At 45.8% G+C, this 15,816-nt stretch carries 13 protein-coding genes; 5 read left to right on the forward strand and 8 right to left on the reverse strand.

What is annotated here, in order from left to right:
- Positions 1-49: 49 nt before the first annotated feature.
- Complete coding sequence (locus tag B143_RS0107165; RefSeq protein WP_018122752.1) at positions 50-1,168, reverse strand: YkvI family membrane protein; 1,119 nt, start codon at positions 1,166-1,168, stop codon at positions 50-52.
- 341 nt (positions 1,169-1,509) lie between these two features.
- Here B143_RS0107165 and amaB point away from each other — a divergent pair, with 341 nt between their 5' ends.
- The 3 genes from amaB (at position 1,510) to amaA (ending at position 5,441) form a co-directional block, all read left to right on the forward strand.
- Positions 1,510-3,003 carry an L-piperidine-6-carboxylate dehydrogenase gene (amaB, locus tag B143_RS0107170; protein WP_018122753.1) on the forward strand — a complete coding sequence of 498 codons (1,494 nt, stop codon included), beginning with the start codon at positions 1,510-1,512 and terminating at the stop codon, positions 3,001-3,003.
- 108 nt (positions 3,004-3,111) lie between these two features.
- Positions 3,112-4,146 (forward strand): Ldh family oxidoreductase, encoded by a 1,035-nt coding sequence (locus B143_RS0107175; RefSeq protein ID WP_018122754.1) that lies wholly within the window; start codon positions 3,112-3,114, stop codon positions 4,144-4,146.
- Positions 4,143-5,441 (forward strand): L-pipecolate oxidase, encoded by a 1,299-nt coding sequence (gene amaA, locus B143_RS0107180; RefSeq protein ID WP_018122755.1) that lies wholly within the window; start codon positions 4,143-4,145, stop codon positions 5,439-5,441. Before B143_RS0107175 ends, amaA begins: the two co-directional genes overlap by 4 nt.
- A 159-nt stretch (positions 5,442-5,600) precedes the next feature.
- On the opposite strand, the gene B143_RS0107185 is transcribed toward amaA, so the two are convergent.
- The 3 genes from B143_RS0107185 to B143_RS0107195 all read right to left on the reverse strand — a co-directional run bounded on the left by B143_RS0107185 (position 5,601) and on the right by B143_RS0107195 (position 9,671).
- Entirely contained in the window at positions 5,601-7,157 is a 1,557-nt protein-coding gene (locus tag B143_RS0107185) for a thiamine pyrophosphate-binding protein (RefSeq protein WP_018122756.1), read from the reverse strand.
- A gap of 104 nt (positions 7,158-7,261) precedes the next feature.
- Complete coding sequence (locus B143_RS0107190; protein WP_008315482.1) at positions 7,262-8,176, reverse strand: LysR substrate-binding domain-containing protein; 915 nt, start codon at positions 8,174-8,176, stop codon at positions 7,262-7,264.
- 175 nt (positions 8,177-8,351) lie between these two features.
- Positions 8,352-9,671, reverse strand: a complete 1,320-nt coding sequence (locus B143_RS0107195) for an MFS transporter (RefSeq protein ID WP_018122757.1) — start codon at positions 9,669-9,671, stop codon at positions 8,352-8,354.
- A gap of 429 nt (positions 9,672-10,100) precedes the next feature.
- Here B143_RS0107195 and B143_RS0107210 point away from each other — a divergent pair, with 429 nt between their 5' ends.
- Positions 10,101-11,195 (forward strand): YkvI family membrane protein, encoded by a 1,095-nt coding sequence (locus B143_RS0107210; RefSeq protein ID WP_018122758.1) that lies wholly within the window; start codon positions 10,101-10,103, stop codon positions 11,193-11,195.
- A gap of 36 nt (positions 11,196-11,231) precedes the next feature.
- Here the strand turns inward: B143_RS0107210 and B143_RS0107215 are convergent, their stop codons facing one another.
- A complete protein-coding gene (locus tag B143_RS0107215) occupies positions 11,232-12,158 on the reverse strand; it encodes a DMT family transporter (protein WP_018122759.1) in 927 nt (308 codons plus the stop codon).
- A gap of 119 nt (positions 12,159-12,277) precedes the next feature.
- Here B143_RS0107215 and B143_RS09745 point away from each other — a divergent pair, with 119 nt between their 5' ends.
- Entirely contained in the window at positions 12,278-13,066 is a 789-nt protein-coding gene (locus tag B143_RS09745; RefSeq protein ID WP_018122760.1) for an AraC family transcriptional regulator, read from the forward strand.
- Here the strand turns inward: B143_RS09745 and B143_RS0107225 are convergent.
- From B143_RS0107225 to B143_RS0107235, 3 genes are read right to left on the reverse strand one after another with little or no spacing between them, the layout of a single operon-like run.
- Complete coding sequence (locus B143_RS0107225) at positions 12,975-13,838, reverse strand: lytic transglycosylase domain-containing protein (protein WP_018122761.1); 864 nt, start codon at positions 13,836-13,838, stop codon at positions 12,975-12,977. The genes B143_RS09745 and B143_RS0107225 overlap by 92 nt on opposite strands.
- A gap of 43 nt (positions 13,839-13,881) precedes the next feature.
- Complete coding sequence (locus tag B143_RS0107230; protein ID WP_018122762.1) at positions 13,882-14,652, reverse strand: hypothetical protein; 771 nt, start codon at positions 14,650-14,652, stop codon at positions 13,882-13,884.
- Positions 14,645-15,724 (reverse strand): linear amide C-N hydrolase, encoded by a 1,080-nt coding sequence (locus tag B143_RS0107235; protein WP_026165762.1) that lies wholly within the window; start codon positions 15,722-15,724, stop codon positions 14,645-14,647. The genes B143_RS0107230 and B143_RS0107235 overlap by 8 nt, the downstream gene beginning before the upstream one ends.
- Positions 15,725-15,816 lie beyond the last annotated feature (92 nt).

A 15,816-nucleotide genomic window follows, 5' to 3' on the forward strand; every position in this document is an offset into this window, starting at 1 on the left:
CCCCGCAATGCGGGGGATTTTTTTAGGCTCATGTCAAATCATTCATGAATTAATTATAAGAAACTTTTGCCAACAAACCTGTGCCTTCCAATTTCTTAATTTTAAATGGCCCGTAGAAAATCAACGCGATCAATACAATGCCCACATAACCTGCGATTGGATAGAAGTAACCCATCAACTGAATGAAACCCACAAAGCTGATGCCATAACCCATCGTCAATACACCCAATACAATCCAACGTGATTTTGGCGTTTCCATCGGTACATAGCGAGAGATGAACACATAAAACATGCTCACCGCTGTGCTATAAATCATCGCAAGGGCAACCAAGGTGAGTAAACCACTTAAATGCGGCACATATGTATTCATGATCTGTAATGATGGCATTTGTGCCAACGTATCCACCGTGGGCGCAATCGTTTTGATCTGTGCAAAGAGTGCAAAGTGACCCATTGCCAATACGCCGCCAATGATCAAACCACCCAATGCACCGCCCCAACGCGCCACTTTTGGATCTTTCTCTTCCCCGCCAATCACCAATGACATGCCAACGCCTGCAACCGTCATCATCGTGACATGGTTAATGGCAGCCACCCACCAATTTGGCAAAGTATCTGGCAATGTGTCACCCACTGCAATGACGTAATCATTGAGTTCTGCAAAGCTTTCCGTTTGATTTGATAAGCCCTGATAAATCACGATGGACAATAAGCCAATCAATATCGGCGTGATCATGCCAATCACCAAAATGATTTTACGTAAACGCAACATCAATGTGCCCACCACTAACAATGTCATGATGAGAGAACCTTGCCACAATGGCATATTGTACTGCTGCAGAAAGAGCGAGCCGCTGCCTGAGAGCATGATGATACCCGTGCCAAGCATCATGATGATGATCAATGCATCCACAAAACCGCCCACGGCTTTACCGCCCACTAAATAAGCGGCTTCCTTATAGTTTTTTGACTGTAAGCGCTGCCCTAAACCTGTGACAAAATAGCCCACAATGCCATAAAGCACTGTGGCTAAAATGACGCCAGCGGTGCCTTCAACGCCAAAAGATGTGTAGTAAAAAAATGGCTCCATGCCTGAGGCATTTCCTGCTCCGACAACGACACTGGCATATGCAAATGCCACGATTAAAACCTCTAAAACCTTCTTCATTTCAATCCTCCTAAGTGATGTGTCCCAGATACTTTTTGCAGGATGCCATCAAGCATCTATTTGTTATGAATACAGTTTTTATACAAAACGGTATCAATGGGGTTGCCTTGATAGTCGCTTTTATGACCAACAAGTGTCAAAAGATATGAATTCAGAAGGTAATGAATTTTTTTCCATTTTCTTCGTGCACTAAAACTATTCCTTAAAGGAATGAAGCTGTGCATTTAGTTCGTTTGTCAGCCCGATGGGCTTCCATGTAGCATCGATTCATGCCTTGATTTGGCAAATCACAATAACGAATCACTCACGTCATAACCATTGAATTGAAAAGGATGATTACCATGAATATTTCTGTACTCAACCAATTAGGTCTGTCTAACGAATTATTAAATGGCGGCGATCACGCCATTCGTAGCCCGATTGATGGCTCAACATTGGCAAAACTTGCCTTCATTGATGCCACACAAACAAATGCCATCATTGATGAAGCGCACGATGCATTTTTACAATGGCGCACAGTGCCTGCCCCAATCCGCGGTGAATTGGTGCGCGTGTTAGGTGAATTACTTCGCGAACACAAAGAAGCGTTGGCCACTGTCATTACATTAGAAGCCGGTAAAATTCAGTCTGAAGCGTTAGGCGAAGTCCAAGAGATGATCGACATCTGTGACTTTGCGGTGGGTTTATCGCGTCAGCTTTATGGTTTGACGATTGCCTCAGAACGCCCGGGTCACCACATGCGTGAAACATGGCATCCACTCGGTGTTGTGGGTGTGATCACTGCATTTAACTTCCCGATGGCGGTTTGGTCTTGGAATACTGCGCTTGCCCTCATTTGTGGTAATGCGGTGGTGTGGAAACCTTCAGAAAAAACACCATTGACGGCTTTAGCCTGCCAAGCAGTGTTTGAAAAAGCTTTAGCATGCTTTGGCAAAGCGCCGAAAAACATCGCCCGTTTAGTGGTCGGTGCCCGTGATGCAGGCAATGCCATGGTGGAAAATCACAAAGTTGCTTTAGTCAGCGCCACAGGCAGCACGCGCATGGGTCGTGAAGTGGGGCCAAAAGTCGCCGCGCGTTTTGGCCGCTCCATTTTAGAATTAGGTGGCAACAATGCCATGATTTTGACAGAATCAGCGGATCTTGATTTGGCGGTTCGTGCCATTGTCTTCAGTGCTGTAGGTACAGCAGGACAGCGCTGCACCACGCTTCGCCGCCTCATCATCCATAAATCTGTCAAAGCTCAAGTGCTCGAACGCCTCAAAGCATCATACAGCACCATTCCTGTGGGTTCGCCATTAGACACACAAAATCTTGTGGGGCCACTCATGGATGAGGATTCCTTCAACGCCATGCAAAAAGCATTGAGCGATGCAAAAGCCACAGGTGGCGTTGTGCATGGTGGCGAGCGCGTCTTAGCGGATCAAATGCCGAATGCTTACTACGTCAAACCTGCCATTGTGGAAATGCCCACACAAAATGAAGTGGTGGCAACAGAAACATTTGCCCCAATCCTTTATGTGATGGAATATGAAAACTTCAGCGATGCCATGGCGATGAACAACGATGTGCCACAAGGCTTGTCCTCTTGCATCTTCACAAACGATGTGCGCGAAGCTGAATTCTTCCAAAGCGCAGCCGGCAGCGATTGCGGCATTGCCAACGTTAATATTGGCACAAGTGGCGCTGAAATTGGCGGTGCATTTGGTGGTGAAAAAGAGACGGGCGGCGGTCGTGAATCTGGTTCTGACTCTTGGAAAGGCTACATGCGCCGTCAAACGAACACCATCAACTATTCACGTGAATTACCACTCGCACAAGGCGTGAAATTCGATTAATCTCAAATTGTGACACCGAGAGATGGCTTTGCCATCTCTTGTGCCCTCTGGGCTTATTAAAAAGAGCTTCAACAAAGCCAAAGCATACTAATCACCAAGGAGGAGAGCATGAAAATCTCTATTGATCAATTGCAAACATTGGTGCATGAGATCTTAGACAGTCGAGGATTCTCACGCGCGCACCGCGATGCCATCACAGATAATCTGATGGCGGCACAAATTGCTGAATGCCATTCTCATGGGGTGTGGCGTTTGATCGCGCTGATGGATAATTTAGATAAAGGCATGTTAAACACAGAAGCTGTGCCCATTGTGACTCACAATAAAGGGGCGATCATTCGCATCGATTGCCAAATGGCAGCGGCGCAATATGGTCATCATGTGGGCATGCCCTTGTTAATTGAGCGCGCTCAAGAATTTGGCATTGCGCTTCTTGCCATCAATCATTCCATCCATTTTTCTGCCTTATGGGTTGAGCTTGAGATGCTGGCCAAAGCCAATCTTGTGGGCTTATGCATGACCACAAGCCATGCTTGGGTTGCCCCTTGTGGGGGTAAAACGCCGCTCCTTGGTACCAATCCCTTTGCCTTTGCTTGGCCGCGTGCGGATCAAAATCGCCCATATATTTTTGACTTTGCCACCAGCGCCACAGCGCGCGGTGAAATTCAGCTCTTAGCTAAACACAATCAACCGTTGCCAGATCACTGCGCCATTGATGCAGATGGCAATCCCACCAATGATCCTCATGCTGCCCTTAAAGGCGCCATGCGCACCTTTGGCGAACACAAAGGCACAGCCCTTGCCACCATGATTGAATTGATGGCGGGTCCTTTAATTAATGATTTAACGAGCCAAGGCTCAGAGCAATCAGCAAATGGCGCCGCATTGCCTTATGGCGGTGAGCTCATCATTGCGATTGATCCGACCCTTTTACTTGGGGATGAATACAGTGAAGCAAGCGCGCGCGCTGAAGATTACCTCAACCAATTTACCCACCACGGCGTGCGATTGCCCTCCGAACGACGATTCACTGCCCGCGATGAAAACTTACAAACAGGCGAGCTCACCCTCGATGATGATCTCATTGAAGAACTCAAAGCCCTCATCCATCCTCGCACTGAATCTTTTAAGGAGGCGATATGACCCTCAAACATGAAAATCTTTGGCACACATTGGTGTCAGATCAAGTCAATTTCCCAGCCCTCAATCAAGATGACACCGCAGATGTGTGCATTGTGGGTGCAGGCTTTACCGGTTTATCCGCAGCCATTCATTTGGCGGAAAAAGGCAAAAAAGTCGTAGTGCTCGATGCCCATCATGTGGCATATGGCGGCAGCGGTCGCAACGTCGGCTTAGTGAATGCAGGCACATGGAATAAACCTGATTTCATGGTGCAAATTCTCGGTAAAGAGATGGGCGAAAGCCTCATTTCTGCGCTCGGTGATGCGCCAAAGCTTGTGTTCTCCCTCATCCATAAATATGGCATCGATGCCCAACAGCAAGAAGTTGGCACGCTGCACATGGCACACAGCAATCAAGGCATTGCAGAGATTGAAGATCGCTATGAGCAACTCACCCGCCGCGGCGTGAATGTGGAATTACTCAAAGGTGAACGCATTGCAGAATATTCTGGCAGCCAAAAAATTCCGGCAGCACTGTTAGATCATCGTGCGGGCACGGTCAATCCTTATGCGTATGCCACAGGTTTAGCAAAAGCCGCCGCATCCCTTGGCGTGAAGATTTATGAGAATTCCCCTGTCTCTGCCGTCAATTGCACAACGCCCGGACAATGGAGCGTCACTGCGCTCAATCACACCATCAAGGCTGAAAAAGTGATCATTGCCACAAATGCTTATGCCGAAGGGGATTTGGCCACGTATCGACAATCCATTTACAGCGGCTATTACTATCAAGTGGCGTCTGAGCCTTTAACGGGCGATGCGGGCAAAACTGTTTTGCCATACAAGCAAGGCTCTTGGGATACACGTTTGGTGCTCAGCAGCATTCGCCTGGATAAAGACGGACGCCTCATTTTAGGCAGCATGGGCAAAGCCATCAATAAACCAGCTTGGTATTTGAAAACTTGGGCAGATCGCATTCAGCAGCACTATTTTCCACAACTTGGCAAACACATGACGTGGGAATACAGCTGGTGTGGGCGCATTGGCTTTACGGATAACCATACGCCAAAAATCTTTGAACCGGCCAAAGGGCTGATTGCAGCGATTGGCTACAATGGCCGCGGCATCACAACGGGCACATTGATGGGTAAACTCTTTGCAGAGCATTTAACAGATACTGAGGCTGCGCCCATTCCTGTGCCATTTTATTCAGCTGTGGATCAATCAAAGTGCAACTATGCACAAGCAAAATCCCTCTTCATTGAGTCAGGCTTTACCTTGTATCACTTAGGTCAGTGCTTAAAAGTCATTCGCTAAATTCATCCAATCCATCGACCCCTTTTGCCCAATTTCGATTGGGCCTTTTTTTGTACTTATTATCAAGATGATGAACAAAAAAAGCCGAGGCATTCACCTCGGCAACACGTCATCACAACGTCTAAAACAGAGACAATCATAAGCGAAGGGGAACGCTTATCATTGGGATAATGAGCTCATCACCTCCTTTTGTATTAAGTTGCATCCATCGGTGAGTGTATGCAGCGGCATTCTGGCATCATCTGTGAATAGACAATGGAGGATCACAGGTGTACCACGCGCTGCCCGTTCAATGGCAGCTGCCGAAGCGGCGAAAAATTCATCCATCGTATGACAAACATATGCCGCATTCACAGACATCTGCCCACATACAATGATCACAATTCCAAGAGCATGATTTTGAGCACTCAATAATGCTTCTGATGACACTGAGCATTCATGATCATCCATCAAGCACACAACAGTGCGCGTCGGATGCAATGCTTTAGCTGCCATTGCCGCAGCGATGCCATAACCTGTTGTTTTTAAGGCTGGGGCAACATGTGTGCCCGGATGTTTAAAATGATAAAAGCGGTGCAATGCAGCCACATACGCACCTTGACCATGAGTGATGATGGCATCATCTGGCAATACTGTATTGAATGCTTGCATCCAGCGATCCATGGAAACATCATCATGATCTTCTGTTCGATTGCACTGCCACGCATCATAATCGGCACGATCTTTTTGTAAAATGTCGAGCCAATTGTTGTATAAACGGATGCCCAGCAATGCCTGTGTGAAGGCTTCTGGCGTTGCATTGATGGCTAAATCTGCATGATACACAGCATTGAGCGCATTGATGTCCGGATGAATGTGAATCAAGGTTTGTAAAGGCACCGGCGCATTGAGCCACGCATCATGCAGGGTGCCACCACATATGATCACCAAATCGGCATGATCAATGCGCGCCATTAAGGCTGGATGATCAAGCCCCACTTCACCAATGAATGCTTCATGCGTGGTGTCAAACAGCACCGAGTGATGCCCTTCCACTGCAGTGGATAGAGCATAGCGCGCGGCAAATTGCTCAATACGCGCCACTGCGTTTTCATGCCATTGGCTGCCACATAAAATTAAAATGGGATTGCGAGCAAAATTGAGCATCTGTTCAAATTGCGCCAAATCATTCATAGAGGGGGCAATTGTTACAGGGGCAATCGGAATGCCATCGGGAATGCAGGCGCATTCAGTGAGTACATTCTCGGGCAACATCACCACCACAGGCCCGCAGCGCCCGGAAGATGCTTGATGAAATGCGCGCCCAATGATGGCAGGCATTAACCTAGCTTCATCGATGATGGCAGCCCATTTAACGGCAGGATAGACATCGTTCAATACAGTTAAGCCTTGCTCATGGGTGCGTGTTTTGACAAATACAATCATAGGCGTGGCCGCTTGCATCGCGATGTGAAACCCATTGATGACATCTAACATCCCATCATGACTCATCACAAAGGCAATGCCAGGATGACTGGCGAGTTTCCCATAGGCTTCTGCCATCATTAAGGCTGCGTCCGTTTGCCAAGCAGTGATGAGCTCAATGGCAGCCTGTAATGGCATCAACAGCGCATCATCATTCTGACTTGGCACATAAAAGCCCTGCTTGATGCCTTGAATCAGCAGCTGATCCACCAATATTTCACCACCTGTGCGCGGCATTCTCGTTTCATGCATAGGGCTTTTTCCTTATGGGATAGAGCTTTAGTATGACGAGCCCTCCCCATAAAGAAAAACGAAATTTAGCAATGAGGTGATGAGTTTTTTTCTTAAAAAAGTCTTTAAATTTTAGCCAATTCGCTGGGCTTACCCAAATAATTGAGCACCCAATCGCGCACCATTTTGACTTTTGGCTCGGCTGAATGGCTCTTTAAATAAGCCATGTAATATGAGCCTAACCCCGTCAAACGGTGGCTTGAAGCTGCCACTAATGACCCTGCATCTAAATCAGGTTGCACCAAAATTTTGGGCACCAAAGCAATGCCGCATCCTGTTTTTGCCGCGCTGATGCATGATGACCAACGTTCAAATAACAGTGATCGATAACCATTGGGATAAATCTGATTAAAGCGCTCAAAGAATTGATCCCACGTATTTAAACGGGAGCGACACTCAATGAGGCGTGTTTTAAAATAGATGTCGATCTCCTCTTGTCCTGCATTATTTGCCAATACATCCGGATGACACACAGGCACCATCTCTTCATCAAAAAGCTCCACCGCTTCCATGCCATGCCAGCCGCCATAGCCATAGACAAATGCCACATCGGCATCCACATCCGAGGGATCATACGGAATCACTTGTTCATAAAATGAGAGTTGCACATCACCATAATGGGCTGTAAATCCCTTTAACGCTTTGACAAGCCACGCAGCACACAATGATGGATGCGATGCAATGCGGATCACCTCTTCAAAAACGCCATAAGAGAGCATCTCTTTTGAGGTTTCCTCAATTTTTCTTAAAATTGAATTCACATGGGATAAATAGGTGCTGCCCGCCGGTGACAACTCAAGCTTTTGGCGATGACGAACAAATAATTGCACCTGTAAACTACTCTCTAACAGCGCCACTTGCTTACTGATGGCGCTTTGCGTCAGATTCAGCTCCTCTGCCGCTAGCGTAAAACTCAAATGCTTAGCCGACACCTGAAAACAACGCATGGTATGCGTTGTCGGTAAATATAAACGACTCATGTTTCCTCCATTCCTTCGGTACTCGATCGGTGTTATTTGTGTGTTTGATCGATTAAATTAACTTACCAAAGTTTTGGGGCTCACATCAAAAAAAGTTACATGCAACACTCAACCCACTGTTTTTGAGCATAAAAAAAGCGGCCAAAGCCGCTTTCATTATGTTTAGGTTAGGTCATTACTCTTGATAGCCTTTATAGGCCAAGGGTAAAAATGCCACCACAATGCCCACGATCGCTACAAAACCAATGTACCAAGCCGCACCTAATGCTGTTTGACCCAATAACCAAATCGTCAAGGCTGGCGTAATAGCACTGAAAGCTGCATAGGCTAAGTTATAAGAGAAGGATAAACCTGAATAACGGATTTTTGCAGGGAATGCACGCGTTGCAATGATTGGCGTAATGGCAATTGCCCCTGTGAATAAGCCCATAATCCCCGCACCAATGTAGATCATTTCAATGGTGGGTTGCTCTGATAATAGATTGTAAAACCAAAATGATGAGATCGCCAATCCACCCCATGCGATGATGGAAACTGCACGAGTTTTTACCACATCTTCTAGATAACCAAACAAAATACAACCGAATGTCAGCATCAAGGCCATGATGCAACCTGTAATGCGCGCATCAATCGGTGGCAATTGATACATGCCGCCCAAAATTTTCACAGGTGTCATCAAAATCCCCACCATCACTGTTGTGGACAATGACCAGGTGAGCAATGCCACAATGATGCACGCCCATTTGTGCTTTTTCATCACGGTGACCACAGGAATCTCTTTAGATAACTCTTTGCGCTCTGCCATCTCTTGGAAAATCGGCGTTTCAGATAAATAACGGCGTAAATAGACAGACAACACACCAAATAAGCCACCCACGATGAATGGAATGCGCCATGCGTAATCTAAAATTTCTTCACGCGTGTAGACAACATCGATCAAAATGGACATTAAAAAGCCGAGTAAAATCCCGCCTGTGATGCCACTTGTCAATACGCCAATGCCCAAACCATAACGGTTTTTCGGCGTGTGTTCTGCAATGAAAACCCAAGCACCCGGCATTTCACCACCGATTGCCGCGCCTTGGAACATGCGCATTAAAATCAAAATCACAGGTGCCAACAAACCAATGTTTTCATACGTTGGCATCACACCGATGACAAATGTTGGCAATGCCATCATTGCAACGCTTAACGTAAACATTTTCTTACGACCCAAAATGTCCCCAAAATGCGCCATGATGATCCCGCCAATCGGACGCGCGATGTAACCGGCGGCAAAACCGCCCCACGCATATACATCTCCCCAAACGGTGCCCAGCAGATCAGCCGGCAGGAACAGCTTTTTGACCACGGTTTCAATATAGAGCGCATAGATGACGAAATCATAGAATTCCAGAGTTCCGCCAAGAGATGCTAAGCTCAATGTTTTATAATCTTCTTTATTTAACGGACGCGCTGAGGGGGCGCCCATGGTCGTTTCGCTGCTTGCTGACATACTGTATTTTTCCTAATCGTAATTCATTAATTATTAACTCGATCTCAAATCGATCCTCATTATTCCTATAAATTTTTACAAAATTCAAGGCTTGCTTGAGAATATTTTGCCTTTTGTACTTTTTTATCTGGCACTGTGAATTTTTCCATCAAAATCAAAATGTTTTAGCGTTATTCACTGCATAAACAGCGCTAAATACATTGATCTATTTATCAATATTGATCTACAAAAAGATTACAAAATTATCGTTTCAGCCCTAGATTAATTCAAAAATCCATTGTATTGTATGTTGCATACTGGTTATTTATGGTGCATTGATGCTTGAAAAGCTCAGCAAATTTGTGATGAACAAAAAAATGTGCTTTAAATATCTACAAAATAACTACCAAAATAATAAATGGTTGTATCATTCGACTGGAGGAGAGTTTCATGTTTAAGATTATACAAATGGCGTTCGCCTTTGTGGGCGTGATCGTCGGTGCGGGCTTCGCATCTGGCCAAGAGATCTTGCAATATTTTACAAGCTTTGGCACCTGGGGCACATTTGGTGCCGCCGTCTCTACAGGTTTATTTGCCTATTTGGGCATGATGCTCATGAAAATGGGCAGCCGCTTACAAACAGCCTCGCATGATGAAGCCATCTACAAATTAAGCGGCAAATTCTTAGGTACAGCAGTGGATTACATCATCATCTTCACACTCTTTGGTGTGGGCGTTGTGATGGTCGCTGGTGCAGGCAGCATGCTCAATCAACAATATGACGTGCCAGCATGGTTAGGCAGCTTATTGATGACCATCATGGTGGTTTCAACGGTTCTATTGCCAATCAACCGCGTGATTGCATTGATTGGTGCGATCACACCATTTTTAATCATCGCGCTTGCCATCATCTGCGTGTATAGCTTATTTACACATCACGCCACCATTGAAGAGTTAGAGCCTGTGGCAACCTCCGTGAAAAGTTCATTGCCAAACTGGTTCATCGCTGCCATTAACTACGTTTCCTTTAACGTGGCGGTGGGTGCGGGTATGGCACTTGTGATGGGTGGCAGTGAAAAGAACGAAAAAATTGCCACATGGGGCGGTTTAATCGGTGGCTTATTGATCGGTGCATTGATTGTGGTGGCTCATTACGCCATCTTCTTAAACATCCATGATGTCAAAGATGTGGGCTTACCATTATTGAAAATCATCCAAGATTTATCCCCAACGTTGGGCATCATGATGACGATTGTGTTATTCGGCATGATCTACAACACAGGCGTTGCCATGTACTATGCATTTGTGGCGCGCTTTACCACCATGCAAACGAAGCGCTCTTACATGTTTGCAGGGGCTACAGGTTTGGTGGGCTTTGTGGCAAGCTTCGCGGGCTTTACAGGTTTAGTGGCGTACTTCTACCCATTGATCGGTTACTTAGGTTTATTGTTGATCGCCATCTTAGTGATCGCACCATTTAAAATCAAAAAAGAAAAAGCCACTGAGTATCCTCATTGCAATGTTGCGGATGCGCCGATTGCATAAGTTCCTCAGTGACTGATGTTTTAGAAAGCTTTTGAGTTACTCAAAAGCTTTTTTATTTGCGCGCTTACGCAGTGTTTCTAAGCTCACCACTTTATTGACGCGCTGGGCAATGATCACACCGATCAAACAGATCGCCCCGCCAATGATGTGATAAGGTTCAAGGTTTTCATGCAAAAACAGAATCGAAATGATCGCTGTAAAGAGCGGCGATAAGTTCATAAAGAGCGATGTTTTGCTCGCACCTAAACGCGCCACACCTTGTAACCATAAAAATGGTGCAATAATCGATGCCGGAATGCCTGCAAATAAAATCAAATTCACATTCTCACGCGTGATGGCAACATTGTCCGTCATCGCAAACAACGGCACTAAAATCAACACACCAAAAATCACCTGCCAATAGAGAGATTGCCATGTTGAAACTTGCGCTTGAATCTTCCACTTCATGGTCAATACGCCATAGAGCGCATAAGCAGAGGCGGCAATCAGCATCATCAATTCACCTTTACCAATGCCGATGTCCAGTAAAATCGCAGGATTGCCCCCGCTGATTAACCATGTAATTCCAAAAAAAGACAACCCACTACCCACCAACAATCCGACAGTCAATGGCGTACGTAGGATAAGTAAACTCAAAATGATGGTGAGTAGTGGTGTCAAGGAAAGGAATATCCCAATCATCGTGGCGGAAATGGTGTACGCCGCGTAATACGCTAAGCACTGATACACCGCCATGCCAAGAAAACCCAGCACCGCGAACTTCCATAGCAATGGCTTTAACTGTTGCCAGTTGCGCCATGTGCCCACAATACAAAAAGGTGTCAGAATTAAAAAAGCCAACACCCAACGATAAAAAGAGATGGCCGCAGGTTCAATCACACCCGCAGACAATTTATTGACGACCGCATTCATCGCCCAGATCATTACCGCAACTAATGGATACAGCATTGCAGCCCAATTCATAGTTTCCTCCATTCATTCGGGGTCTGAGAGTATAGATTGTCAGATATAAAGTATATAATGGTAATCAGACATCTTGATCCACTTTTCTGACAATCCATTAAAATATGAAACAACTTTGCATGCGTCCCACCGAATTTCACACCGATCAACTCATCGCCCTTGCAGATGAAGAGATCAATGAAGCGAGTGAATATCTCCCCCATGAGCACAATTGGGGGCAGATCATTTTTGTTAAATGTGGCGTCATCACCTTAGAAGTTGAGGGTGAGCGTTTCATTGCACCGCCTGGCTTTGCCATTTGGATTCCGCCGGCCTGTACGCACGCATGCCACAGCCATCAACCCACGCGCTTTCGCGCCATCAATCTTTCCATGCATGCCTCGGCTTTTTTAACCGATCACCCTTCCCTATTAAAATTCAGCGACATTGCGCTTGGCATTGTCGATCACTATTTTGATGCCAAAATACAGATGCCCATCACACCGCAAGATCAGCGCAAAGCCCAAGTTTTGATTGATGAATTGCAAGGTGCAATGATTGGGCACACTTATTTACCCACCTCAGAGCACCGCCTCTTAAAGCCCATTTTAACGACTTTAGAGCAAGCGCCCGACAATCGTTTGACCTTAAAAGAGTGGGCGCACAAAGTCTTTAGCACCGAGCGCACGCTCGCGCGCCACTTTCAAAAGGAGCTTGGCATGAGTTTTAATGAATGGTGCCAAAGGCTGCGCTTTATTCATGGCACCGCCTTGCTTGAACAAGGCGAAACCATTGAAGAGATCGCCTTTAAAGTGGGCTATCGTTCAGCGTCGAGTTTCATCGCAATGTTTCAGGCACTCTCTGGCACAACACCAGATCGCTATCGCCAATTGCACACGCATCCATCGACTTCACAATGTCAAAATTGAGAAATAAACGCACATTCTCTAAATAAGTGCGTTTTTTAAGAGCGACATACTTATCAAATACACGATTTGAATATTTAAAGGTGGCATCATCTTTGCTGCCATTGTAACGATGGAGTGCCGCCCGAATGTTGCCCTCTTTTTTAAGGTATTCCACCAAAATCGCCGTGCCGATCTCAATGTTTGTTGGAATGTCATACAACACATCCACATCGCCATATTGGCTGATTTTATCTAAATGCCACTTTGGCGTCACTTGCATGAGCCCAATGGCGCCTTTATTGCTTTTCGCAGCGGGATTATAGGTGGATTCTACAAAAATGATGGCGAGCAAAAACTCTAAGTCAAGCTGATTTGCCCATGCAGCTTTTTGCGCACTGCGCACTAAAATGCGCGCATTTTTCTCATCAATGCCATAATTATTGACCAAATATCGCGTCATGATTTGGCGCTTTGTGCGGCGCAATGAGTGGCGATATTGGATATTATCTAAAGTGTTGTGAGCAATCTCTAAATCATGCCCATGCAGCATGCGAAGCGCGCCCGTTAAACCAAAAAATCGGCTCATGTCCACTTGCATTAAAGCGCGCGGACGCTCCTGAATTACATCAACCCGCGCACTTTTTGGCAGGTTAATGGTCAATAGATACGGCAAACCGTACCCAAAAATAATCATCGGCAGCATCACCATTGTCATCACAATGCGCGAATGCTGCTGAATCATGCGCCAAATGGGCGCAATTTGCGTACAAAAAGTAGAAGTGTGATGATCCATGCAAAATCGTTATACTGAATAATTCAGAAATTATACAGTAGAATCATTGATATGTATCAATTCGATTGTGCCAACCGGCCAACCATCTTTCTTCATTGCGCTCTTTTGGGGCATTTTTCACGCGGTTACTCATGACCGTTTTCGCCGCCGTTCTAAAGCTCTGCATCAAATCTTTTTGGGCAACGTTAGGGTCCATGGTTTCCAACACTTGCAACAATCCCCAGCCTTGCCCTTGATAACGCTCATTTTGATTGATGCCTTCACCTTTAAAATTGATGTAATCAATGAGCGCATATAAGCCGCTTGGCGTATTCAATAGGCGATTAAAATTCTCTTTAACCCGTTTTTTTTGCGAAGTTGCCGCTAAAATTTTGGGCAATGATGCATTAAGACGCTCCGCAATGAACTCAATTTGTACCGCTTGCGTGTTGTACAAAAAGTTTTCTAAATCTTTAAAAGCAGGATCATTGTGTTTGGCACTTAAAAACTCGGCTTGCGTTTTCCACGGCGCATAACGATACATGCGCAACAGCCACGGCAACTCGATGTTTTTAGTTTTATAAAACGTCACAAGCGCAGGAAAACTCTCTTCAAAGCGCTCAGGTTCATTGTATTTGTACCAAATGAAATGCCCAATGCCAAGGGATGGAAAATTCTCTCCATTGTTCCAAACCACTAAATTTTCGCGCTTGCCACCTGTTTCGTTGCGATAGATTTTACCTGCGATCTCATTGAGTGCAGCGGGCGGAATGTTAATGTCCGCCGCCGCAATGCTCACACTGCATAATGCAATGCATAACCACTGTTTAATCATGCTGCTTGAGTCCTTCATTGATGCCTAAAAATTTGAAAAGTTTAGCATCTTTAAACTCGCCCGTGGCATCGCCTGAGAAGATGTTCATTTGATTTTTTCCTAAATCCAACTTTTTGACTTTCCCGGTTGCTTCACTGAAATCCACTTGCTTTAAATCCACCCAAAATGTGTTTGGCGTTAAGGCTGATTCAAAGAAATACACCAATGATTTTTGATCCACCACAGAGCGCCAACGGGTCGATGAGATGTTCGGCTCATTTTCTGTATTCAAGCCATAAGGCACAGAGACATTGCGGATCACGCTAAAGACGCTCGCAACCGATGTGCGCATGTCTTGATCTTTGGGAATGGCATTGATGTAAAACGATGCACGCGCAAAGCGATCCGCCGCACGATTGGTGCCCGGCAACATCACTGTACCGCCAATTTGCTGCCAATAAGTGTTGAGCGCCAATTGTTTCTCAAAAGTTGGAGAGTTGGTCATCACTTGATAATCACGATTGTGATGAATCACTTGTTTGCCCTCAATGTATTCAATGATGGCGCTGTCGCCCGTAGCATCTGAAATGGAGAGATGCAAAGTGGCTTTACGATCTTCACCGGGCACATTGTCCGTCACCACAATGAATTCCTCTTTTGCCAATGCATTGACGGCTTCTTCAACTGTGGCAAAGTTATCGAGCACATATTGTGCCCAAGCGGAAATGGAGAGCAATTTTTTATCGTCTGTGGGCGTTGGATATTCAGACTCCACAAGCCACAACATATTGGCCACCAAACCCTTTTCATTGACGCCATCCGTGGTGGCAATGTCAAAACCTGAGGCAATCACGCTGCCATATTTCGATGTCCACTCAATCGAGTTCGGGCCTGCGCCCCCGTGTTGATGAATGCCTTTGGGCAAAATCCATAAATTGGTGCCCACATCCACTTTCCAATCCATGGATCGACCGGTGATGACGCGATCATTGTCACCTAAAAACACTGCGCGCGTACAAGCATGGGAAAAAGTTGCCGTTAAACTCGCCGCTAAAAGTGCGGTGGCCACTAAACGATGGGAAAATTTTTTCATACAATCACCTTTGATAAAGTCAATGCCAATGCTTTGAGTATAGCACCTTAAAACATCCTCTTGATGCACAGACAAAAACACCTTCATCAATG

Origin of the sequence: Wohlfahrtiimonas chitiniclastica DSM 18708, from assembly GCF_000375345.1 — a bacterium.
In the GTDB taxonomy this organism is placed as follows: Bacteria; Pseudomonadota; Gammaproteobacteria; order Cardiobacteriales; family Wohlfahrtiimonadaceae; genus Wohlfahrtiimonas; species Wohlfahrtiimonas chitiniclastica.